This window comes from Fictibacillus sp. 5RED26, from assembly GCF_015903895.1.
Classification (GTDB): domain Bacteria; phylum Bacillota; class Bacilli; order Bacillales; family Fictibacillaceae; genus Fictibacillus; species Fictibacillus phosphorivorans.
This window is the reverse complement of record NZ_JACZDU010000014.1, coordinates 1-22,584: the sequence shown is the minus strand read 5'-3', so window position 1 is coordinate 22,584 and position 22,584 is coordinate 1. Positions and strand designations below refer to the sequence as shown.

The window sequence follows — 22,584 nt, the reverse complement described above, 5'->3', positions numbered from 1 at the left end:
ATCCTCTAAGAGAAAGGCTTCCATTATGTAATCTGTAGTTAACTATTTCTCAACCTTCTCCCCAAAAGCCTCGGGAATCATCGTAAAGCCTTCAATCACCGTATCTTCCTCAACTTCAATCATGAGGTAACGTTTACCGCTTAGCTGTACTTGCTTCACATACCTTAAGTCTTGTGGACTTATCGAGATTTTAGCTACCTTCGTATCGATCTTAATCGACTTCGAGTTGTATTTCGGTACAACACTGCTCGCTTTGATCTCATACTTATCGTCATCAATCACTTTTTGAAAAGCCGATTCTACCTTTTCCACGCTGATATCTTCCACACCACTCGCTTTTAAAACGCGCTCTACGTCCTTGGAATCTAATCGTGGATGTTCTTCCTCTTCGTTCTCTTCAATCATCCTGTTGATTTCTTCATACACATTGGATAGGGTAGACGTGTTCAATTGATCTTGTGTTACGTCTTTAATGATTTCTTCAAACACGATCTTATCGTCTTTTGCCGTCATGATTTCTTCGCCATTTAATACGTCCACGATGAACTCATAATCAGGCTCATGAACTTTACCTGCTGAATACAGGATGTGGTTCACGTCTGCTGCATTATCGCTGAAACAAGGGAAGAGGAATCCTCCAATCGGTGCGTTTAGGTTGATGATCGGATCGACTACAAAATTGTACTTAAACTCTTTTTCGACATAATCAAAGAGCAGTTCTTTCTTCGGTTCTTGTGTATTGTTTATGCTGCACAAAATAAAGGGGAAGGAGTAGACGGCATCTCGTTCGCTAATCTCAGCCTCATCATTTTTGCGCTTCGTCGGTTTATAGTATTCTCCCTTAATGAAGGTAATCACGATATCCTTTTCGTATTGACGGTTTAGGAGCATCTTTCCTACCATTTGAAGCATGCGTTCTTTCCAGTCTTCTGTATCGCTAGCAAGTAGTCCCTGATGCAGAATGAGCTGGCTATTGTTTTCAGCATTTCTATTAAACTTTAATTCAAATAACTTTTCATCGAGGTTTCCACCAAGCAATTTTTTAAAGTTATTAAAAAAGAGCTCTTGTTGTTCACCATCTAGCATCTCAAAAGGCTGACTAACGTGATGATAGATCTCACTGGATTCTTTCGTAATATACACATTAAAGATGCTGGAGATCTTCAGTAGGTCGTTCTCTTTTTTGAACTGTTTTCGTATTTGAGCGATATCTTTTTTGTTCATGCTTGTATACACTCCTAAGTTGTTGCGATTTTAAGTCGACACTCTCTATATGTCTAACAGGGAAGTATTCTTTATTTTAACATTCAGAAGGAGTGAAGTGTGAAGGTGAAGTTTTGTTGGTTCATAGATTGGTTGCATTAGTAGTTTAATATCTTTTTTAATTTAACAACGTCAAGTTGCTGCAAGGTATAACCCGTACTTGTATCGTCGACATACATAATCATTCCACTATCACTGTCTTTTCGTAACCAAAGTAAATAGTTCTCCTTATTACCGTTTGAATCAACTAGAGTCATCTCTAAATTATTTTTTGACACATTTAAAATTCCAGGTATTCTTTCAGCAGACTGTATCGCATCTCTAGCAATTCTAACGGCCTTGTTATTTTTAAAAGTCTTATTCACATCGCCTGCAATAATAAGCGCTTCTTTTTTATTCTGTTTAATGAGATTTGGAGCGGTCTCTTTACTTTCAGAATAAACGCTGCACCCCGCAAACAAGATACTTAACGTAATAAGAATCAGTTTAAGTAATGACTTCTTCATTTTAGACCCCTTAAAATATCCGTTTTATGGTAAGTCGCATCATATTCTTAAAAGGTTTCAGTGAACTTCTTAAATATAAAAAACCCCATATCGCATAGCGGTTAAGCCGATACGATACAGGGTCTCTGTAACTAAAGAATTCTTTTCTTAATACGTGCTACGAGTGGAACCACGACAAGTCCAGCAAATCCTACTTGCAGAATGTTTCCTGGAATGGATCCAAACGGTACGATCCAGTTGCTGTAAAGCACAACTTCTGCAAAATAATAGCCTACCACTTTAATCAGCATAGCTACGACTACTGCCATTGAGTAGACGAGTACTCGTTTACCTGGTACTTTTTCTGCGATAACGCCCGCTACATAGCCCATTGCACCAACGATAATAAACGTGAACGGAGCCCAAATGGTGTAACCGGATAGAAGATCAAATAAGCCCATTCCGAAAGCACCTGCAATAGCACCTGTTCTTCTGCCAAAAACAAAAGCTGCTACGAATAGAGGAATGTTACCTAAGTGGATAAGACCACCGTTTCCTGCGATCGGAAGCTTAATATTGATGAACATCGTTGCAACAAGAGTCAGTGCCACGAATAGTGCACTGATGACTAACATTCTTGTTTTCGTCGATTCTATCGATGAATAAGTAGTATTCATAACATAACCTCTTTCATAAAAAAATGAATGTAAAAAATAATTGCACTTATTCATTATATATGTCCCTATTCTTTTAGAAAACAGCTATTTTCTGGGTGGGGTGAAGAAATAAAAAAATTATCTCGTGAAATGACCAACTTCCTCAAAAGAAAGAAGGGGAGATCGACACATTTGCCGAAATCTAATTTGTAGAAGATAGACGTATCGATACAGTTCATTGCGAATGCCTATAGTAGAGGAATTAAACGATATGTATCGCATGGCGATATAAGGAATAGATGAAGAGAAATGAAGGAGGCCCGATATGCGACGTGATATACAACCGAATGAACGAGCTTTCTCCTCCAAGGAAGTTGCAGAAGAAGTAGGGATCGCGACACCTACTGTTCGAAAGTATGGACAAATTTTAGAACGAAACGGATATGAGTTTTTAAAGGATGGAGATCGACGTATCTTCGTTCAATCTGACATCGAATCGCTCATAGCGCTACGCGATACAGATAAGCCATTAGACGATACAGCTAAAGATCTCGTGATTCAACAAAAAGAAAGATTGAAAGAAACAGTTCAAACGGACGTAGCGTTACCCGATACATATGAGAACCTTCCACAAGACCCTAATCAATTACGAGAAGTCTTGATGATGCTAGCGAATGAATTAGCAGCGACACGCGAGATGAATGCGCAGCTGACAAACGATATGTCAGAGCTTAAAGTAACCGTATCAAGACTTCAGCAAGATCATCATGCAATCAGTGCGAATGTCGGAAACGCAGCTCAGAAAACGAACGCTAAGATTGAGAAGCTGACTAATCAACAGAAAGAACAATACGAAGCATTGCTAGAACAGGAAAAAGAGAAAAGTGAACTTCTGCAGCAAGAAATTCAAAAGTTAAGAGAAGATAATGTAAAAGAATGGCGTCTACAGAACGATTTTAATAGACGATTAGAAATCGTGGTTCAAAGCCGACCGAAAAGCAAATGGGAAGCGATTCTATCTCTATTTAGAAAGTAAGTTTTGTGTATCGGGGGGCGATACGGTCAAGCGCTATGAAGCTCTTTTTACATAGATATATCGTGACCCGATATGGACTTTACAACGATACAAGATACATTCTTCAACATTCAATCGTCATATTTCTACAATTTCCCGAGAAATATCTACAAAAACAGCATACTTATTAAGCTTGGGAAATTAGAGTTTAAGAACTCAAAACAATATTTAGAAAGAGCGATTACGGTGCACTGTATAAGGTGCATCTTTTTTATTTGTTCACTGATATCGAATCTGCTCTTTTTTTGTAAAAAAACAAGGAATATCGTCTGTCTGATGAGAATATTTAAAGGAAAGAAAAAATTAAATAATGTAGAGACAGAAATGTTAGAGGGGAGTCTATCATGAGCGCTAGAAATGAAAAGACATTTGAATATCATCCTCATCTTAGAGAGGTCATCGCAAACGTAGAAAAAGTTATGGTAGGTAAGAAAAAGGTTACAGAGTTAACGCTTGTTTCGTTATTAGCAGGGGGACATGTTTTACTTGAAGACGTCCCAGGAGTAGGGAAGACGATGATGGTGCGTTCCATCGCTAAATCTCTGGGCCTAACTTTTAACCGCATCCAGTTCACACCTGATTTATTGCCTTCTGATATGACGGGGGTATCGATATATAACCAAAAAGATATGAGTTTTGAATTTAGACCAGGTCCTCTCGTTGGAAACATCATTCTCGCCGATGAAATCAACCGTACGTCACCGAAGACGCAATCGGCACTTCTTGAATCGATGGAAGAAATGAGCATGACGGTTGATGGACAGACGCACATACTGCCCGATCCTTTCTTAGTTATGGCCACACAAAATCCAATCGAATACGAAGGAACTTATCCGCTTCCAGAAGCACAGCTTGACCGTTTTTTAATGAAGCTTACGATGGGGTATCCAACTCCAGAGGAAGAATTTAATGTATTGAACGTGATTGGAAACGAACACCCGATCCATCTCCTTAAACCAGCCATCTCGCCTGAAGAGATCTCTGAATTGAAAACAGCTGTGAAGAACATCTATGTATCAGATTCGATTAAGCGATATATCGTCGATCTGATCAATCGTACACGGAATCATAAATCCATTGCGCTCGGTGTCAGTCCGCGTGGATCACTCGCGTTATTAAAAGCAGCACAGGCTTTTGCGCTTCTCATGAATCGTGATTTTGTTATCCCTGATGATGTGAAATACTTAGCACCGTATGTTCTTGTTCATCGTGTGTTATTAAAACCTGAAGCCCGTTTTGAAGGGGTCTCAGCAGAAGAAGTAATCAATGAGCTTTTGGCACGTGTGCCTGCACCTATTCATAAGGAACAGCATGCATAATGAAGGCGTTTCTTCATAAATTTCGGGAGCGGTATAAAACACCGATCGGGTTTTCAGGGATCATCTTTTTACTACTTGTTACGTTCTCTTTTGCCATGTTTCAGGGAGGATTCGTAAGCTGGTTTCTGTTTTACAGTGTACTTCCGCTCGTACTTTATTCCATTACGATGGCTTTTTATCCGATACAACGGTTGAAAGTTGAGCGATATATCTCGAAAAACAAGCTGATGGCAGGCGAAGAAATAGAAGTGACAATTGTCATCAAACGACGCAGCAACTTTCCGCTTTTCTACGTAGTCGTTGAGGACGTGCTGCCAGAGGTGCTGCTTCGTGAAACGCGATACGAGGGCAATACGCATCAGATCCAGTCTCGTATTTTGCTGTTTCCGTTGTTCCGCAAAAACCTAGAATATTCGTATACGATCAATCCTGCACCGCGTGGGTTATTTAAATTTGATCAGATTCAAATCAGTACAGGCGATATCTTTGGCTTTGTTTTAAAAAGTACGAGTGTCTCCGTACAAGACCAGATCTTTGTATACCCACAGTACCAAGATATCGAGCGGTGGGAAGCTGGTAAGATGCTTCAATCCGGTATGAAAAAAGTCGGGAAGCGTTCTTTTACTGACTATACATCAACCGTTAGTGTCCGTGATTATGTGGCCGGCGACCGGATGAACTGGCTGCACTGGAAAGCGAGTGCCAGGTCGAATAAGTTATTAACCAAAGTGTTTGAACAGCAGCGTAATGATGACTTCGTAATCGTGCTTGATCATTGTGAGAAAAGCTACGGCACGCAGGATTGGCTGTTTGAACGCGGCGTATCGCTTGCGGCATCGATCGTCCACTATGCGATCTCAAAGGGTGGTTCGATCGGCTATCATCCGCTATCTGGAAAAGAAATCCCGATGAATATTGGGGTTGAACAAGAGTGGCGGATTCTTCACGAACTTGCAAAAGTGAAGTCAGACGTGAAGCCGCCATTTGAAGAACGATTGAAACAAGAATACATGGCAGGTTATATGGAAGGAAAGACGGCTCTTATCATATCGCCGAACCTTTCAGAATACACGATGAAAACGCTCGAGCTTATCGCATCGAGACAGCAAACGAACGTGATTTTCTTTTACTTAGCGCTTGATTCCAAATTGAAGAGTCAAGAACTCACGTATATCTCTCGAATCAGACAGTTCGGTGTGCCTGTAACGCCGATTATTGGTTCTGACTTTAACGAAGCCCTGAAGGCAGGTGGCACGTATGCCTCAATCTAATCAGCAACAAGCGTCAACACTACACGTTTTAGTTCTGTACGGCTTAGGCTTTCTACTTTTATGGGAGTGGTTAAGACCACTTAAAGAACTTACGACGACAAACGATATTCAGATTTTTGTGATGTACACATTGTTTTTGTTTATTGTTACGTATTTTCAGCTTCCGTTCTGGATCTCTTTTCCGGTGAAATTGGGAGCGATGTTATATGCGCTTCATTCGCTTTACTTTTTTGATGTCTTCTTATCGTTTAAGTGGGTTCCGTTTCTGATTGAAGATATTAAATATAATCTAGGGCTTTTTTCAGACCAGAATTGGAATGAGATGACGTCTCTTTCCAGGAGTCTTCTGTTCTTTATTTTACTCTGGCTCGTAAGTTATTTGATGCATTATTGGCTCGTCCAGACACGCAGAATCTTCCTGTTCTTCTTGATCACGGTTATCTATATTTCGATACTCGATACATTTACGGTGTATGATGGGAAGTTCGCGATCATCCGTACCGTTTTCATCGGACTGATCTTGGTCGGTATTTTACGAATGATGAAGATTATTGAAACGCAAGGGTTTTCTCTTTTAAAAGGAAAGTTTCCTGTTCTTTGGGTAGCACCACTTTCTGGCGTCATTGCATTGTCGTCAGCTCTAGGGTATGTGGCACCAAAAGCATCTCCAATCTGGCCAGATCCTGTTCCGTTTCTTCAGAACATGTCAGGTAAAGATGGAGAAGAAGGACTAGGAAAAGGCGCTGGGATTGCAAAGATTGGTTATGGTGAAAACGACAGCCAGCTTGGTGGACCTTTTGAGTTCGATTATACGCCGATCTTCACCGCTTATGATAACGGCAGGCATTATTGGCGGATAGAAACGAAAGAATTCTACACCGGTAAAGGGTGGGAAAATAAGATTCCGACTCAGGCGATCGCTTTAGAAGCAGATAATCCTTCAGCCGATACGAATTACACGAGAGTCTGGGAAGATGGATTAGAAATGAAAGACCATAAAGCACGTATCGAAGCGGAAAAACGAAAAGAATATTCATTTTTAATGATTCCAGGAAAGTTAACCAACATTAAAGCAGAATCGGACATCAACTATCAGTTAGATGGTGTAAACGGAAAAATTTCTACCTTTCAAGGTGGAAGTGAAGAGAAACTTTCTGAATACGAGATGGACTACCAGTTACCTGTAATAAAAGAAGAACAATTAAAAGCTTCCAACAATCAATACCCCGTTTATATAACAGAAAATTACCTGCAGCTGCCTGAAACATTGCCGCAGCGGGTAAAAGATCTTGCGCAAGACGTTACTGCCGACCAACCAACGCTCTACGATAAAGTCAAAACGGTCGAAGGCTATTTTGCTAAAAACGCTTATGGCTATAACACGATCGAAGTTGCGGTTCCAAAAGGCGATGAAGATTACGTTGATCAATTTTTGTTTGAAACGAAAATAGGGTATTGTGATAACTTTTCAACGTCGATGGTCGTGATGCTGCGTTCTGTTGGCATACCTGCTCGTTGGGTAAAAGGATTCACTCCTGGAACCTTTGAGGCACTTGGTGATGATGGTCTTCGTGAATACACCGTTACAAACGCAAACGCCCACTCTTGGGTAGAAGTGTATTTTTCAGGAATCGGATGGGTTCCTTTCGAGCCGACGCGCGGATTTGATAATCCGTTCGAGCCAGAGAGTGAAGAAAAGGATTCTACACCAGCTGCCCCTGTACCGACTCAGCCGGATAAGCCTGAAAAAGACGTAACAAAGGACGATAGTTCTACTTCTGGAGAGAAAACGAGTTCAAGTTCAATCCTGAATTCTGTAGGAACGCTAGCTGTAGTTCTGTTAATCGCCCTTGTTGTGATCGCTGGGCTGGCTTATCTGTTCCGCAGAAAATGGCTTCGTCAGTACACGATTTGGCGCTATAAACATAAAAAGGGCGCTGATAGCTTTGAACAAGCCTTCGAACGCTTGATGTGGCTATTAAAAGTATATGGCATAAAAAGAAGACCTGCTTTTACGTTGAGAGAGTATGCTCTATATGTTGACAGAGAGCTTGATACAAAGGACATGAGAATCCTCGCGAAAGCTTATGAAGGCGTTCAATTCAGTCCGAAAAAGCAGTCGGATCTGTGGAATGATTTTCATAAAGAATTGTGGGAAAATTTAATTAAAAGAATCCGCCCTTGACCGCTATAACAGGCATTGTTAGAATGTCTTTAAGATTATAGTGTCAGATATTATTCTCCTTCGTATATCCTCGATAATAAGGTTCGAGAGTCTCTACCGGGTTGCCGAAAATGACCTGACTATGAAGGCAGGATTCTTTATAGCTACATTTTAAGGAATTCTGCCTTTGTTTTTGTATGTGGAAAACAAGGGTAGAATTCTTTTTGTTTTATAAAGAAAGTGTAAAGATAGACAAGCTGACGGATACTATAGCTGATAATAATAGATGGGGTGAGTACATGAGCGTAACGAATGATTTGCACGTAATGAGTGAAATGATCGTTGTGTTAGATTTCGGTGGACAATATAATCAGTTGATTGCACGTCGTATCCGTGATTTAGGAGTATACAGTGAATTACATCCGCACACAACAACGGCGGAAGATATAAAGAAAATGAACCCAAAAGGAATCATCTTCTCTGGTGGACCTAACTCTGTTTATGCAGAAGGGGCACCAGCTTGTGATCCAGCTATTTTTGATCTGGATATCCCAGTGCTTGGTATCTGTTATGGTATGCAGTTGATGAGCTATCACTTCGGCGGTAAAGTAGAGCGCGCGAGCCACCGTGAATACGGTAAAGCAGAAATCACTGTAACAAACACGAACAAGCTCTATGAAAAACTTCCAGAACAACAAGTGGTATGGATGAGCCATAGCGACTTAGTTGTTGCGCCACCAGAAGGTTTCGTAACAGACGCTACAAGTCTTTCTTGTCCTGTAGCGGCGATGAGTGATGTATCTCGTAAACTTTACGGCGTACAATTCCACCCAGAAGTTCGTCATTCAGAGTACGGTATCGAGTTTCTTGATAACTTCGTAAAATCTGTTTGTGAATGTGAAGGAAACTGGACGATGGAAAACTGGATCGAAGACGAAATTCAAAAGATCCGTGACGTTGTTGGCGACAAAAAAGTAATCTGCGCAATGTCAGGTGGCGTTGACTCATCTGTTGTTGCTGTTCTTGTTCATAAAGCGATCGGTGACCAATTAACATGTATCTTCGTTGATCACGGTCTTCTTCGTAAAGATGAAGCAGATCAAGTAATGAAAACGTTCAGCGAAGGGTTCAACATCAACATCATCAAAGTCGATGCAAAAGAGCGTTTCTTAAGCAAGCTTGAAGGTGTTTCTGATCCTGAGAAGAAACGTAAGATCATCGGTAACGAATTTATCTACGTATTTGATGAAGAAGCGTCAAACCTTCAAGGCATCGAGTTCCTTGCACAAGGTACGCTTTACACAGATATCGTAGAGAGCGGTACAGCAACTGCACAAACGATCAAGTCTCACCATAATGTTGGAGGACTTCCTGAAGACATGCAGTTCAAATTGATCGAGCCACTTAATACACTCTTTAAAGACGAAGTTCGTAAAGTAGGTACAGAGCTTGGAATTCCTGAGCACATCGTATGGCGTCAGCCGTTCCCAGGCCCTGGTCTAGGAATCCGTGTACTTGGTGCGATTACAGAAGAAAAATTAGAAATCGTTCGTGAGTCTGATTTCATTCTTCGTGAAGAAATCGCAAAAGCAGGCTTAGAGCGTGAAGTGTGGCAATATTTCACAGTCCTACCTGACATCCGAAGTGTTGGTGTTATGGGTGACGCTCGTACGTACGATTACACGATCGGTATCCGTGCTGTAACGTCGATCGACGGAATGACTTCTGACTGGGCACGTATCCCTTGGGACGTTCTTGAAAAGATCTCTACTCGTATCGTAAACGAAGTCGATCACATCAACCGCGTGGTGTATGATATTACGTCTAAGCCACCAGCAACGATCGAGTGGGAATAGGTATGTAAGCGAAAACACGAACGATTATTGCGAAATAACATAAAATCATTCGTAAAAACGCTTGACGTACGACAAAGTTCGACCTATACTACAGAAGTAATTAAAAATTAAATGTATTTCCTACGTATAAATTCGGGGATATGGCCCGAAAGTTTCTACCAGACTGCCGTAAATGGTCTGACTACGAAGGATTTTTGAAACATGGCGCACATGCTCTCTTTGCATAGGCCTCGTTTCATTAACTCTTACGTATTCAGACCCAAGGGCTTGTCCCTTGGGTCTTTTTGTTTGAACAAAGCTGCTTTTGGAAGTAGTTGATTTGCGCTCCAGGTGCTTCGCTTTCCGTGGGGCAGGCGGTGAGCCACTTGCCGCTTTGCGCCATTAAGTGTCTCACCTGACCGCTTGTCCCACAGGAGTCTCGCACCTTACGCTCCAATCAACTAGTCAATGAAGAACAGGTCAAACACTTCGAGTCATGGGCGACTTTTAAAGAGAAGCTTTATACGTAGACAGGGTATAGGGGGATGTATAGATGGAAAAGTATTTTGGTTTCAAGGAGTTCAACACTTCTTACAAAAAAGAAGCAACAGCGGGATTAACAACGTTCCTTGCGATGGCTTACATTTTATTCGTTAACCCATCCGTACTAGGTGATGCTGGTATGGATAAAGGTGCCGTGTTCACGGCAACTGCACTTGCTGCGGCCCTTGGAACACTTTTCATGGGGATTGTAGCGAAGTATCCGATTGCACTTGCTCCAGGTATGGGACTTAACGCATTCTTCGCTTACTCGGTAGTCTTAGTCATGGATATTCCGTGGCAAACAGCACTTGCTGGCGTATTGATGTCTGGAATTATCTTTATTTTTATTACATTATTTAAAATTCGTGAAACCATCATAAACGCGATCCCAGAAGATCTGAAGTTTGCTGCAGCGTCCGGTATCGGCCTGTTCATCGCATTTATCGGACTCAAGAACGCAGGAATCGTTGCTCCAAACGAAGCAACACTTGTTTCTCTTGGCGACTTAACACAAGGTCCAACACTTCTTGCCATCTTTGGTTTTATCATTACGATTTTAATGATGATCCGAAACGTTCGTGGAGGAATCTTCTACGGCATGGTAATCACCGCTGTAGTTGGTATCTTTGCTGGCTTGATCAATAAGCCTGATCAAATCGTAGGAGCGATTCCGAGCCTTGCACCAACATTCGGACAAGCGTTCTCTCACTTTGATCAAATTTTCACAGTAGATATGATGATCGTAGTTCTAACGTTCTTTATCGTAGATTTCTTTGATACAGCAGGAACATTGATGGCAGTTGCTTCACAAGCCGGAATCATGAAAGACAACAAGCTGCCTCGTGCTGGTAAAGCGTTGCTTGCGGATTCATCAGCGATCGCAGTTGGTGCGATCCTTGGAACATCTTCAACAACAGCTTACATCGAATCAGCTTCAGGTGTAGCAGCAGGTGGACGTACAGGATTCACATCCGTTGTAACAGGCGGGTTGTTCTTATTAGCTCTTTTCTTTTCACCATTATTAGTTGTCGTAACACCATCTGTAACAGCACCAGCACTTATTATCGTAGGTGTACTGATGGTATCCGTTCTAAGCAAGATTAAGTGGGACCGTTTAGAAATTGCAGTACCAGCATTCTTAACATTGATTGCAATGCCGCTCACATACAGCATCGCAACAGGTATCGCACTAGGATTTGTTATGTACCCACTAACAATGACAGTAAAAGGGCGTTTCAAAGAAGTTCACCCGATCATGTGGGTTCTCTTCATCGTCTTTATCAGCTATTTTGTATTCTTAGTCGAATAGTAAAAAACATTGGTAGGAATGTCCGTTTTCGGGCATTCCTTTTTTGTATTTGCAGGAAAACAAATAAAAAAGATAGCCGATAACTTTAAGGAAGAGAGATGCAAAAAATAAGTTTCTTCATTATAATAGTGTGCAGAAAGAAGATTAAGGGAGAAGTGGGAAATGGAAGCAATGTGGAGCGTTTGGTTTTTTGTAGTAGGAGCCGTATTAGCCTCGTTCGGCGGAGTAATCGGCTATCGTCTGCCAAAGGGGATGAAAATCGTAGGTGTAGAACGCTCACAATGTGACCATTGCGAAAGGCAGCTAAAATGGTACGAGCTGTTTCCCATCGTTTCATTTTTAGCTGCAGGTGCAAAGTGTAAAACATGTAAGAAGCGGATTCCCCTTTTATATACAATGGTAGAGCTCGCAACAGGTGCTCTTTATAGTTTTTCATACATAAAATACGGGTTCTCTATCGAATTGTTGTTAGCCTGTTCACTCGTTTTATTATGCGCCATCATTACCGTTTCCGACTTGTTGTATTTTATTATCTCGGACAAAGTGCTGATCGTCTTTTTCGTGTGGTTCTTAGCGTTACAAGTAATCTTTGAACCTAGAGGCTGGGTAGACGCTGCCGTCGGAAGTCTGCTTGGATTTTTATTTTTGTTGTTGTTAGCCATTCTCTCAAAAGGCGGAATCGGCGGTGGAGATATTAAGCTGATGGGCGTATTAGGACTCGTACTCGGGTTTCAAGGTTCATATCTGACATTGATGGTCGCGTCCATCGTAGGGGTATTAGTCTCAATCGTAGGATTAGTAACGAAGAAATATAACCGAAAGACCGCAATCCCGTTTGGACCATATTTAGCAGTAGGCGCGTTAGTGACGTTTTATTATAGTGAAGAGTTGTTGGGGTTGATTTTTTGACCTCAACTTTTTTTATGTCGAAACTTTGACTTGGATTGAGCGTAAGAAAGGTATGAAAATTAGAGTAGTTTGAGGATTACAGATACATATAGAAGGGGATTAAGTTAGGAGGTATTGTGGCCAGTGTGGTTAATTATATTTTGGAATATAATTGCGTTCATTTTAGCATTAATATTTGGAATAGGTTATTACAAAAAGAAAAAGAAAGAAAAAGTTAGTCAAATTCGAGCTGAACTCTGGGGAACAGCGGTCTTTATAGGAGTTATGGTTTTTTTTAATGGGGTAATTCTGTACGTGAACTATTCAGACGAGCAAAGAGTAAAAGCTGCATATACAGAAATGGAAAAAAACAATGAAAAAAGAGGAAATGAAGAAGAATCTTTTGCTAACCTGGAGTTATCACTTAAAACTGATAGAAACAAGGGCCCAGATACTCATTATATTTTTGTAGCTAATTTTAATAAAAAGGTATCATTTCATGGAAAGGTTTATATAAAAACCATCATCAATAATAAAATAGTTGACGGAGAATACACAACTAAAAAAATTACTATAAAACCAGGCGAAAAGAAACAAATAGATCATTTTGATGGGAGAAGTCTGTACGATTCATATTCCTGGGAGTGGAAAGGTGAACTTAATTAAATTGAAGTTTTAAAAAGGTGAGGACAAAAATGGATAATGACTATTTAAATGGTTTGTTCTGGTTTAACATAGGAGCTTTTGCATTTGGACTTATTCTAGCCATTAGCTCATTCGTTCACTACAAAAAGTTAGGTAGAACGAGAACAGGTGTTTATTGGGCGATTGGGTGTATAGCAACTTGTTTATTTTTCATAAATGGCATTATAAAAATTGTTGATAGTATGGATGAGCACATGAAGATTAAAGCCTTTGAAACCCTTGAAGAAACTTATGAGGACCGAGGAGATCATAAAAATGAATCCTTTAAGAACTTAGAGGTTGTTGTCATTCCCGAGAAGGGCAGAGGTTCTGCAGCTTATAATATATATGCAGCAAATTTCAACAAGCAATATACATATAACGGGAAAATCGAGATTACGGTTAAGAACAGACAAGACAAAAAGGTTTTTACACACGTTACGGAAACCGTTACTTTAAAACCCGGAGAGAAAAAAGAGCTTAAAAATACGCTGTATGACACCACGCACTATGGTTATTCGTGGAGATGGCTAGGCAATTTTGAAAAATAATGAATAGAATTTTGATAGCACCTAAATTAATTAGGTGCTTTTTTGTGATTTAATTCTTTTTACCTATTTGAATTCATTTGTTTTTAAATGAGTAAAATGCACATATCTAGTGAATTTATAGGTTTATATTTGTAAGAGTTAAGGAAAGTACAATGACAAAATGGATATTTATGTATATTAGTCATGAAGAAATTACTAGTATCGTTTTCTAGGAGGGGTGTCGTAAAAAGTCGAAGATTGCGAAAGGTAGTAATAAGGTTGTGGATAAGTGTGATAAACCTTTATATAGCAAGGTTTTAGAAGGTTGACTCTTCTGGAAATTCTGTGATAGTTTTGGCATAGAAAAAAATTAGACAAGACGAGAAATAAATACCTATTTATAAATTGTAGCCGGGGGAATTTGAATGTCAAATAGTGAAAAGAAATGGCGTCGTTTTTATGTAATCATGTATATCTTTATCTATGGTATTTATGTTCCTTATAATCTCTTCATGTGGTTAGGTGGATATGAAGGGTTTCCTATTGCTATGTTAGGTATAGCTTTAGGTCTGCCTATGATGAAGAAAAATCATATAAACAGTATTAGAGAAAAAGAACAAAGTGTCTAATAGTTATCTTTCTGGAAACTTTTTCAATTGAAATTCGTATTAATTTTTTAGATATAACAATGTTTGTCATGCGAGATGGAAGCTCCATCTCTTTTCTTTTGAAAATAAACAAAGGAGATTATTCAATGAGAAATAAAATAACTAATTTTCTTCTGATACTCATGCTTCTGGCACTAACCGCCTGCACAACCGAATCCCCTTCTGCCAAACCTGAACAAGAAGAGAAAAAAGACAAGTATACAACCCTCGCTGAGGAAGCAAACAAAGAAGACACATTAGAGAAACTAGAACTTCTTCCATACGCTGAAGAAGTAGAAGCGACGTTATCGAGCCCTAAGTACAAAGAGTTTACGGCGAACTCAACAGTACTCATTAAAGGTAAGGCGAAAAAGTATAACAGTTTCAAGTCAGACCATGTATGGATCAAAGTAAGAAGTGATGAAGAAGGGCCGAACGGTCGTGACTTTAGCTATTACGCTCCTTTAAAAGAAGGCAAGTTTGAACAAAAGGTACAGTTGTTTAATGGGAAGGGAAATTATTCTGTCAAAGTAAGTGTGCCAAGTGATACGGCTGAAGACTACTATTACGACATTGCCTCATTTGATGTAGAGAACGTAAACCCTGAGATTAAGAGAGATATTGCTTATACGAAGAACGCGTTTCAATACGATTTAAAGTTAAAAAATTCCATAAATGGGTATATGGAAAGAGATGGTTCTTTCGAGCTTACGGGTGACGTTGCTGATTCTAGTGTGGAGCAGCTTATGGTTGAGCTTAAAAAAGAAAGTGAATCTACCAAAATTATGGTCCCAGTTGAGAATGGAAAATTCACTCAGAAAATCCCTCTATATTATGGTGCGGGTGTTCATGAGGTACAGATTATGACGCCAAAAGAAGGGTCGACAGACTTTTTTACGGATGCGGCTCACTTATATGTGAAGAATTTATCTAGTAAATCCTCTGAACCGGTGAAATATTCCTCTGCTTATGAGGAAAAAGGCTTCAAACTTGAGTCCCCAGAAGTAGGCGGTGAAAAAACGGATCTGATATATAAGATTAAAGGAAGTATTGATCCTAAAGGTGAGGGTGCGAACAAGACAAATGTCGTTTTTGTTCAGACAGAGAAAGACGACCTAAAAGCGATGTACGCGATCCCCGTTAAGAACAATAAATTTGAGGGAGAGTTTTTCCTCCGTTTTGGACCTGGTAAGTACGATGTGTCCTTAATGGCACCAGATTTTACAATGACAAACGGATACATGCAGTATTTTGAAGGGGTAGCCTCCTTCATGGTTGAGAATACAAACACGATTGATCAACGATTTACCTTGCCGTCTAGAGGTATTCAATCAGATGCTCCTGAGATTAAAAAATTAGCAGCGCAACTAACAAAAAATAAAAAGACCGACAAAGAAAAAGCGCTAGCTGTATATGAGTATGTAGCAAATAACGTGAGCTATGACGTAGACAAGCTAAACAATCGAACGTTTGAGTTTGACGACAGTGCGGTAAAAACGTTGAACGAGAAAGAAGGCGTTTGTCAGGACTTTGCGTATCTAGCGATTGCTCTATTGCGTGCAAGTGGTATGGAAGCGCAAATGGTAACAGGATTTGCCGGGCAGAATCATGCGTGGGTGGAGACGAAGGTGGACGGACGCTGGTTAACGATGGACCCAACATGGGGATCAGGTTACCTGCAGAATAACAAGTTCGTTCCAAAGTTTACGATGGAATACTTTGACCCGAAGCCAGCAGAGTTTCAGAAAACACATACAAAAAAAGAGATAGAGTTTTAATCATTAGAAAATGAGGTGCGATATGTCCAAAAAAGAAAAACGATGGAGACGTGTTTATTTTCTTCTATATCTATTAATCTACGGGCTTGTCGTACCGTTAAGTTTGATTCTTTTTTTTATGGGGGAAGAATCATTTCCGTTCTTTATTATTCCAGTGGTTTTGGCATTGCCAGCTATGAAGCATAACCATATCCAGAAGATAAGAGAAAAAGAAGAGATGAGAGCTTAAGAGGAAATGAGGAATATGGGGAAAATGAAATTAGAGAGCTATGTAAAATTAACGTTCCTGAGTTTATCTTTATTTTTATTAATTGCTTGTACCAGTGAAGAAGCAAGTAAGAATAAAACAGAAGAACCTACTAAAGAATCACACACTGAAAATAAGAACGAGAATCAGACATCTCTAAAAGAAAAAATAATCAACCCACCTACAAGTACTGATGAATTGATTAAATACCCTGGGGGAAAATATGCAGGCAAAACTGTAGATTTGTTACCAGTTGATGAAAAAGCAGAGGTTTATAAATCATTAGATAAAATGCCTCCACTTAATAATGATGCAAGTGAGAAAGAAAAAGAGCTATATTGGAACAACATTTTGTACATGTTTCATGAGGATTTTATAGATCCGCAAACTGTTCTTGAAAAGTGGAAAATGGAATCCTTCGGAAGTCCTGAAATAAAAGATCCTCGTTTTAAATTTAAAGAAAATTTAAATGTTGAGATAGTACTTGATGCTAGTGGAAGTATGAACGGAAAAATTGGTGGAAAAACAAAGATGGACCTAGCTAAAGAATCTATAACAGAATTTGCCTCTTCTTTACCAGAAGAAGCAAACGTCGCACTACGGGTATATGGGCATAAAGGGACTGGCTCTGACAACAATAAGAAACTCTCTTGTGAGAGTAGCGATGTAGTGTATGTTATGCAAAATTATGAAGAGAATAATTTTGAGGAAGCACTTAATCAATTTAATCCTTCTGGTTGGACACCAATCACCCTTGCATTAAATAAAGCAAAAGAGGATATGGCCAAATATAATGGAGATCAAAATACAAATATTATTTTCCTTGTAAGTGACGGAGTTAACACGTGTGGTGGAGATCCAGTTAATGTTGCTAAAGATTTAGCTGAATCGAATATACAACCAATAATAAATGTTATAGGTTTTGATGTCGATTCTGAAGGACAAGCTCAGTTGAAGAATATCGCCACAGCCAGTGAAGGAATATACGCAACAGTCAACAATCAAGAAGCGCTAAGACAGCAATTTGAATCAGCAAAAGATATTGCCGAGAAATGGGATAGTTGGAAAAGAGATGCTATAAATGATTTAGATTCTATAAGAGTGGACAGAGAATTTATGACATTAGCATTCTCAAATGATTGGGGCGAAAAAAGAGATAAACAGAATGCAAATTTAATATCTGCTGCTGATTATTTATTCTATGAAAAAAAGAAGATTACTAAAGAGATGTATAACTACCTTAGTGATAAAAGGGATGAACAGAAAGACTTAATAGACAGTTCTCAGGAAGAAGTTGTAAGTTATTTGGAGTCAATTAATGATAAAACCTATGAGGAAATGAAAAAATCTATTGAAGAAGAGTATAAGCAGAAGTAAACATCCATACTAGTTTTTTGTATTTAGGTACTGAAAAATAGAAAAGTACATTTATAGCAGAATGAAGGAGGGTATCAAGTGGATTCTAAAGTACTAGGAAAAGTCTTCTTATTGGCTTTAGTAGGTTTTATAGTAGATATCTTCCTTATGTTTGTTTTCGTAATTGAAAAAACACCTGATAATATTTTAATTACACATAAAAACAAAATTTATTATGTGTTGTACCCAATAGCAATTCTTTGTATTTATATTATGGTTTTCACAAAAATTAAGGACTCAAATAAATCACTTTCAACCTTAAGAGCAATCATTTATACAGCTGTAGCGTTACCAGTCATGATGTTGGCAGTGCATTATATAAATAAGTAAATAAATGTAGTACTTATAAATAACTTTAAAGAGGAGAGAAGTATGAAAAAAATTAATATAGGATTAATGGTTTTACTATTTTTTCTTCTATTAACCGCATGCTCAACAGAAAAAACAGCATCTGATACTGATGAAAAGAAAAAAGAACCGAAAAAAGAGACGGTTGAAAAAGCGCCTACTGATCCTGAAGAGATGGTGAAACAGGGTGCAGGTAAGTATAACGAAAAGGTAAAAGATCTTGAAGGTGATGCTCTTGATAAAGAGATTAACGAAATCACAAAGAACTATCCTAAAGGTATGAAGGCTGAGGAAGCCTTTAATCGAATTGTTGCTGGGTTTGCTGCCAATCATCAGCAGGGGTTTCAGGAGTTAGAGGACTTTGACATTACGTTTGAAGAAGTAGAGGCGTATGAGAAGTATCAAGAAGAAAGTGAAGACGGAGAGGAAAAGAAGGAAGGTCCTCTTAATGTAGCCATTCTTTTAGATGCAAGCGGTAGTATGGCAGGAAAAGTATCAGGAACGGATAAGATGACGGCGGCAAAAGAAGCCTTGAAGAAGTTTGCAGGTGGATTGCCTGATGACGCGAACGTCATGCTGCGCGTCTATGGACATAAAGGAAGTAACGCTGATAAAGACAAGAAGGTTTCTTGTGAAAGTACGGAAGTTATGTACCCTTTCGGCGCATATAATGAAGGAACTTTCCAACAATCTCTCTCTAAATTCGAGCCAACCGGCTGGACACCGCTCGCAGCTTCTATTGAAGCGGCTGAAAAGGATCTACAGGGAAAAGAAGGAAATAACGTCATTTATATTGTGAGTGATGGAATTGAGACATGTGACGGAAATCCTGTAGAAGCAGCGAAAAACTTACACGAGTCGAACATCAAGGCAGAAGTAAACATTATCGGCTTTGATGTAGATAACGAAGGTCAGCAACAGCTAAAAGCAGTAGCAGAAGCGGGTGGAGGCGAATTCCAATCGGTTTCTTCTCAGAAAGAATTGTTTGATGAAGTTGATTCCAACTGGTCGAAGGCGATGCATAATACCCGAATTAATTGGGATTCTTCTATGGACATTACGGATATCAACTGGAGTAGCTCAAACAAATTTATGGATCTCGGAAAAGTTTACACAGACGCCGTTATTAATAGCGTTCGAGATGAACAGTCTCTTTTCCAAGATGTAAAGTTAATTTTGAGAGATCAGAAAAAGCTGACGGATGAAGAAATTAACAAGCTTGATGAACTGATTCGGGAAAGAAATGAAAAACTTATGGAATATGCAAAAGAAAAACACGAGACTAAGAAGGAAGCTCTAACAGCAGAAAGAGATCGTGCTGTAAAGGTGATCCAAGATTATGCGGAGGAAGCTAGAACTGAATAGGAGTGGTGAAGCTTGAAAAGGATAAAAAGCTTATTAGTAGCAACTATCGCGGTAATACTTATTACAGGATGCGGCAATAGCGAATCAGCAAGCTCCAATAAAGGCGTTGAAAGTGAAGTAAAGAATACTAACGAAAAAGAAAAAGTTAATGTTAAAGACACAAATGCTGATGCGCCTAAAGACCAAGGCGAATATGAAGTTTGGTTTGAGGGGGAAGCGAATCGTAAAGGGAAGTTGATTACACTTAAGGGACGGACGAATCTTTTGCCTGAGTCTGGATTAGTTATCTGGCTAGATAGTGTAGAGGGTACGATTATTGGCGGACGTGGTGACACTCAGGTTAATGAGGATGGGACGTTCGAGACTGAAATGAAAATCCCTAAAAACTCTGACGGGTTACTAAAAGTGCAAGTTAAATTTGAACCTAGTACCGACAATCAACCAATCAAAGATCACTATGGAGAAAACGGTGAAAAATTGAAAGGTCCGTTTGTCAGATTACAAGAAGAATCAGATATGCAGCAGAACATCACACTTTTAACCCTTGAAATTCCCCAAGATGAATCGAATGCTTCTGCTAAAATAAAGAAGCCTGAATGGGAAAAGCCTGAAGATTACGGTGCTCCTACAATTCGATTAGATGAACCCGACATTCAAAAAGATGATAAGTATCTTTATATAGAAGGAAAGTCAAATCTCTTAGAGGGAACAAGACTGAAAGGGAGCTTGGATATCCCGAACTATATTGTCTCAGGACTAGCGGATGTGGCGGATGTTAATCCCGACGGGTCTTACAAATTAATCATTGAAAAACCTTCAAGCATGAACAAATTGAAGGATGTTAAAGAATACGAAGTGGTTTTGAGTGTGAGCCCAGCGGATAATCAGTGGAAATCAAACTTAGAAGTATACGGTGTGAATGGCGAGAAGTTTATGGGTGATTACGTTGTCGATCAAAATGGAAAAAAAGAGATTGAAAAGCGGCTTTCCATTTCAGAATAAGAAGTAGCCCGATGATCTATTAGGTTATCGGGCCTTTTATTATGTTTAACAACTACACAAATAGAGAAAAATGAAGAGAGAGAAAGGCGGGACTCATACATGAGCTATGAAGATTTAGCATTACATACAGATAAGTATCAAATTAATATGATGTACGCCCACTGGAAAAACGGAACCCACAACAATATTCGCGTATTTGAAGCGTTTTTTCGAAAGAATCCCTTTAAAAGCGGCTATGCGGTATTCGCGGGACTCGAGCGAATCATTCGTTATTTGGAGCATCTTCATTTTACAGAGGAAGATATCGACTATTTAAGAACACAAGAAGAGCAGTATGAGGAATCTTTCTTAGAGGAGTTAAAGAACTTTAACTTTTCGGGAGAATTATTCTCTGTAAAAGAAGGAACGGTCGTGTTTCCGAATGAGCCGTTAATTCGCATAAAGTGCCGTGTGTTTGAAGCGCACTTGTTGGAAACAGCACTGCTTAATTTCATGAACTATCAAACTTTAATCGCGACGAAAGCGGCTCGGATTCGGTATGTCACTCCAGATGATCAATTGATGGAGTTTGGAACACGTCGTGCCCAAGAAGCTGATGCCGCAATATGGGGTGCACGTGCCGCATACATTGCCGGATTTGATGCCACATCGAACATGCGCGCCGGAAAACTTTTCGGTATTCCGACAAAAGGAACGCATGCACACGCGTGGGTCCAAGATCACGAAACAGAAGAAGAAGCGTTTGAACGGTTTGCAGATGCTTTGCCTAATCAAAGCGTTTTACTGGTTGATACGTACAATACGTTAAAAAGCGGAGTACCGAACGCGATAAGAGTGGGATTAAAGATGAAGGAAGCTGGGAAATCACTCAAAGGTATACGGTTGGACAGTGGTGATTTAGCATACCTATCTATTCAGGCTCGGAAAATGTTAGATAAAGCAGGTCTAACAGATGTGGGGATCGTAGCAAGTAATGACTTGGACGACGATGTGATTTCAGATTTAAAAGCACAAGGTGCAAAAATCACTTCTTGGGGAATTGGGACGCAGCTTATTACAGCATCAGATCAGCCTGCACTCGGAGGCGTTTATAAAGTTGTAGCTAAATACGAAAACGGAGAATTTGTACCCACAATCAAAATTTCATCTAATGTAGAGAAAATAACAACACCTGGATATAAAAAGGTCTACCGTATCATCAACTCAAACGGAAAAGCAGAAGCGGATTACATTGCGATGGATGATGAAGTGCTTCCTGAAAAAGATATTAAACTATTTGATCCAGTGCACACATACAAAAGTAAGATTGTTTCTTCCTTTACTGCCGAAGAACTGCTACAGCCCGTTTATATAGAAGGAAAGCTTGTGTATGACCTTCCGAACCTCGAAGAAATTCGGCGCTATCATCAGGAACAGCTTGGTTTATTCTGGCCTCAGCACTTACGAAGATTGAATCCACAAGAGTATTTTGTCGACCTTTCCGTTCAAGTATGGAAGACGAAAAACGATCTTTTAGAGAAGTATTCCTTATAGAAAGCAAACCTCTTTTCGACAAGAAAAGAGGTTTTTTAATAAAATCTTTAAAAAAGCGTTGACGGGCGTCCGTATCGCTGATATAGTAATAAACGTTGTTGCTTTTCTTACATAACGTTCGACAAAAACAAACATAAACTTTTAAAAAAGTTGTTGCTTCGAAAGAAGATATGTGGTAAGATAGTTTTTGTCGCTGCTTTAAGAGAGTGATGCGGTAAAAGAAAAA

20 protein-coding genes and 2 riboswitches are annotated in these 22,584 nt (G+C 39.5%); of the genes, 17 read left to right on the top strand and 3 right to left on the bottom strand.

Going from position 1 to position 22,584, the window contains the following annotated elements; all coding sequences use genetic code 11:
* Positions 1 to 42 precede the first annotated feature (42 nt).
* The 3 genes from IHV10_RS22010 to IHV10_RS22000 all read right to left on the bottom strand — a co-directional run bounded on the left by IHV10_RS22010 (position 43) and on the right by IHV10_RS22000 (position 2,425).
* Positions 43 to 1,224: a DUF4317 domain-containing protein gene (locus IHV10_RS22010; RefSeq protein ID WP_197134592.1), complete on the bottom strand. Its 1,182-nt coding sequence runs from the start codon at positions 1,222 to 1,224 to the stop codon at positions 43 to 45.
* 137 nt (positions 1,225 to 1,361) lie between these two features.
* Positions 1,362 to 1,769 (bottom strand): hypothetical protein, encoded by a 408-nt coding sequence (locus tag IHV10_RS22005; protein ID WP_197134589.1) that lies wholly within the window; start codon positions 1,767 to 1,769, stop codon positions 1,362 to 1,364.
* Between the two features lie 131 nt (positions 1,770 to 1,900).
* The gene (locus tag IHV10_RS22000) at positions 1,901 to 2,425 is read right to left on the bottom strand and encodes an ECF transporter S component (RefSeq protein ID WP_197134586.1); all 525 of its coding nucleotides are present in this window, start codon (positions 2,423 to 2,425) and stop codon (positions 1,901 to 1,903) included.
* 304 nt (positions 2,426 to 2,729) lie between these two features.
* Here IHV10_RS22000 and IHV10_RS21995 point away from each other — a divergent pair, with 304 nt between their 5' ends.
* The 17 genes from IHV10_RS21995 to IHV10_RS21915 all read left to right on the top strand — a co-directional run bounded on the left by IHV10_RS21995 (position 2,730) and on the right by IHV10_RS21915 (position 22,358).
* A complete protein-coding gene (locus IHV10_RS21995; RefSeq protein WP_197134583.1) occupies positions 2,730 to 3,440 on the top strand; it encodes a hypothetical protein in 711 nt (236 codons plus the stop codon).
* 383 nt (positions 3,441 to 3,823) lie between these two features.
* Positions 3,824 to 4,798 carry an AAA family ATPase gene (locus tag IHV10_RS21990; RefSeq protein WP_197134580.1) on the top strand — a complete coding sequence of 325 codons (975 nt, stop codon included), beginning with the start codon at positions 3,824 to 3,826 and terminating at the stop codon, positions 4,796 to 4,798.
* On the top strand, positions 4,798 to 6,069 hold the full coding sequence (locus tag IHV10_RS21985) for a DUF58 domain-containing protein (protein ID WP_197134578.1): 1,272 nt from the start codon (positions 4,798 to 4,800) through the stop codon (positions 6,067 to 6,069). The genes IHV10_RS21990 and IHV10_RS21985 overlap by 1 nt, the downstream gene beginning before the upstream one ends.
* A complete protein-coding gene (locus tag IHV10_RS21980; protein WP_197134575.1) occupies positions 6,056 to 8,254 on the top strand; it encodes a DUF4129 domain-containing transglutaminase family protein in 2,199 nt (732 codons plus the stop codon). Before IHV10_RS21985 ends, IHV10_RS21980 begins: the two co-directional genes overlap by 14 nt.
* A 40-nt stretch (positions 8,255 to 8,294) precedes the next feature.
* A riboswitch (purine riboswitch) is annotated at positions 8,295 to 8,396 on the top strand.
* Between the two features lie 136 nt (positions 8,397 to 8,532).
* A complete protein-coding gene (gene guaA / locus IHV10_RS21975; protein WP_305069396.1) occupies positions 8,533 to 10,089 on the top strand; it encodes a glutamine-hydrolyzing GMP synthase in 1,557 nt (518 codons plus the stop codon).
* A 102-nt stretch (positions 10,090 to 10,191) separates the two neighbouring features.
* A riboswitch (purine riboswitch) is annotated at positions 10,192 to 10,293 on the top strand.
* Between the two features lie 328 nt (positions 10,294 to 10,621).
* Entirely contained in the window at positions 10,622 to 11,920 is a 1,299-nt protein-coding gene (locus IHV10_RS21970) for an NCS2 family permease (protein ID WP_197134573.1), read from the top strand.
* A 162-nt stretch (positions 11,921 to 12,082) separates the two neighbouring features.
* Positions 12,083 to 12,829 carry a prepilin peptidase gene (locus tag IHV10_RS21965; protein ID WP_197134571.1) on the top strand — a complete coding sequence of 249 codons (747 nt, stop codon included), beginning with the start codon at positions 12,083 to 12,085 and terminating at the stop codon, positions 12,827 to 12,829.
* Between the two features lie 123 nt (positions 12,830 to 12,952).
* Positions 12,953 to 13,474, top strand: a complete 522-nt coding sequence (locus tag IHV10_RS21960; protein ID WP_197134568.1) for a hypothetical protein — start codon at positions 12,953 to 12,955, stop codon at positions 13,472 to 13,474.
* A gap of 29 nt (positions 13,475 to 13,503) precedes the next feature.
* Positions 13,504 to 14,043 carry a hypothetical protein gene (locus IHV10_RS21955; RefSeq protein ID WP_197134565.1) on the top strand — a complete coding sequence of 180 codons (540 nt, stop codon included), beginning with the start codon at positions 13,504 to 13,506 and terminating at the stop codon, positions 14,041 to 14,043.
* 404 nt (positions 14,044 to 14,447) lie between these two features.
* A complete protein-coding gene (locus IHV10_RS21950) occupies positions 14,448 to 14,651 on the top strand; it encodes a hypothetical protein (RefSeq protein ID WP_197134562.1) in 204 nt (67 codons plus the stop codon).
* Between the two features lie 125 nt (positions 14,652 to 14,776).
* Positions 14,777 to 16,447, top strand: coding sequence for a transglutaminase domain-containing protein (locus IHV10_RS21945; RefSeq protein ID WP_197134559.1), 1,671 nt, complete (start codon positions 14,777 to 14,779; stop codon positions 16,445 to 16,447).
* A 22-nt stretch (positions 16,448 to 16,469) separates the two neighbouring features.
* On the top strand, positions 16,470 to 16,676 hold the full coding sequence (locus tag IHV10_RS21940) for a hypothetical protein (RefSeq protein WP_197134556.1): 207 nt from the start codon (positions 16,470 to 16,472) through the stop codon (positions 16,674 to 16,676).
* Between the two features lie 15 nt (positions 16,677 to 16,691).
* Positions 16,692 to 18,071, top strand: coding sequence for a VWA domain-containing protein (locus IHV10_RS21935; RefSeq protein ID WP_197134553.1), 1,380 nt, complete (start codon positions 16,692 to 16,694; stop codon positions 18,069 to 18,071).
* A 78-nt stretch (positions 18,072 to 18,149) separates the two neighbouring features.
* Positions 18,150 to 18,440: a hypothetical protein gene (locus tag IHV10_RS21930; RefSeq protein WP_197134550.1), complete on the top strand. Its 291-nt coding sequence runs from the start codon at positions 18,150 to 18,152 to the stop codon at positions 18,438 to 18,440.
* Between the two features lie 42 nt (positions 18,441 to 18,482).
* A complete protein-coding gene (locus IHV10_RS21925) occupies positions 18,483 to 19,823 on the top strand; it encodes a VWA domain-containing protein (protein WP_197134547.1) in 1,341 nt (446 codons plus the stop codon).
* Between the two features lie 12 nt (positions 19,824 to 19,835).
* Positions 19,836 to 20,825, top strand: a complete 990-nt coding sequence (locus IHV10_RS21920) for a hypothetical protein (RefSeq protein WP_197134544.1) — start codon at positions 19,836 to 19,838, stop codon at positions 20,823 to 20,825.
* Between the two features lie 99 nt (positions 20,826 to 20,924).
* Positions 20,925 to 22,358: a nicotinate phosphoribosyltransferase gene (locus IHV10_RS21915; RefSeq protein ID WP_197134541.1), complete on the top strand. Its 1,434-nt coding sequence runs from the start codon at positions 20,925 to 20,927 to the stop codon at positions 22,356 to 22,358.
* Positions 22,359 to 22,584: the final 226 nt, after the last annotated feature.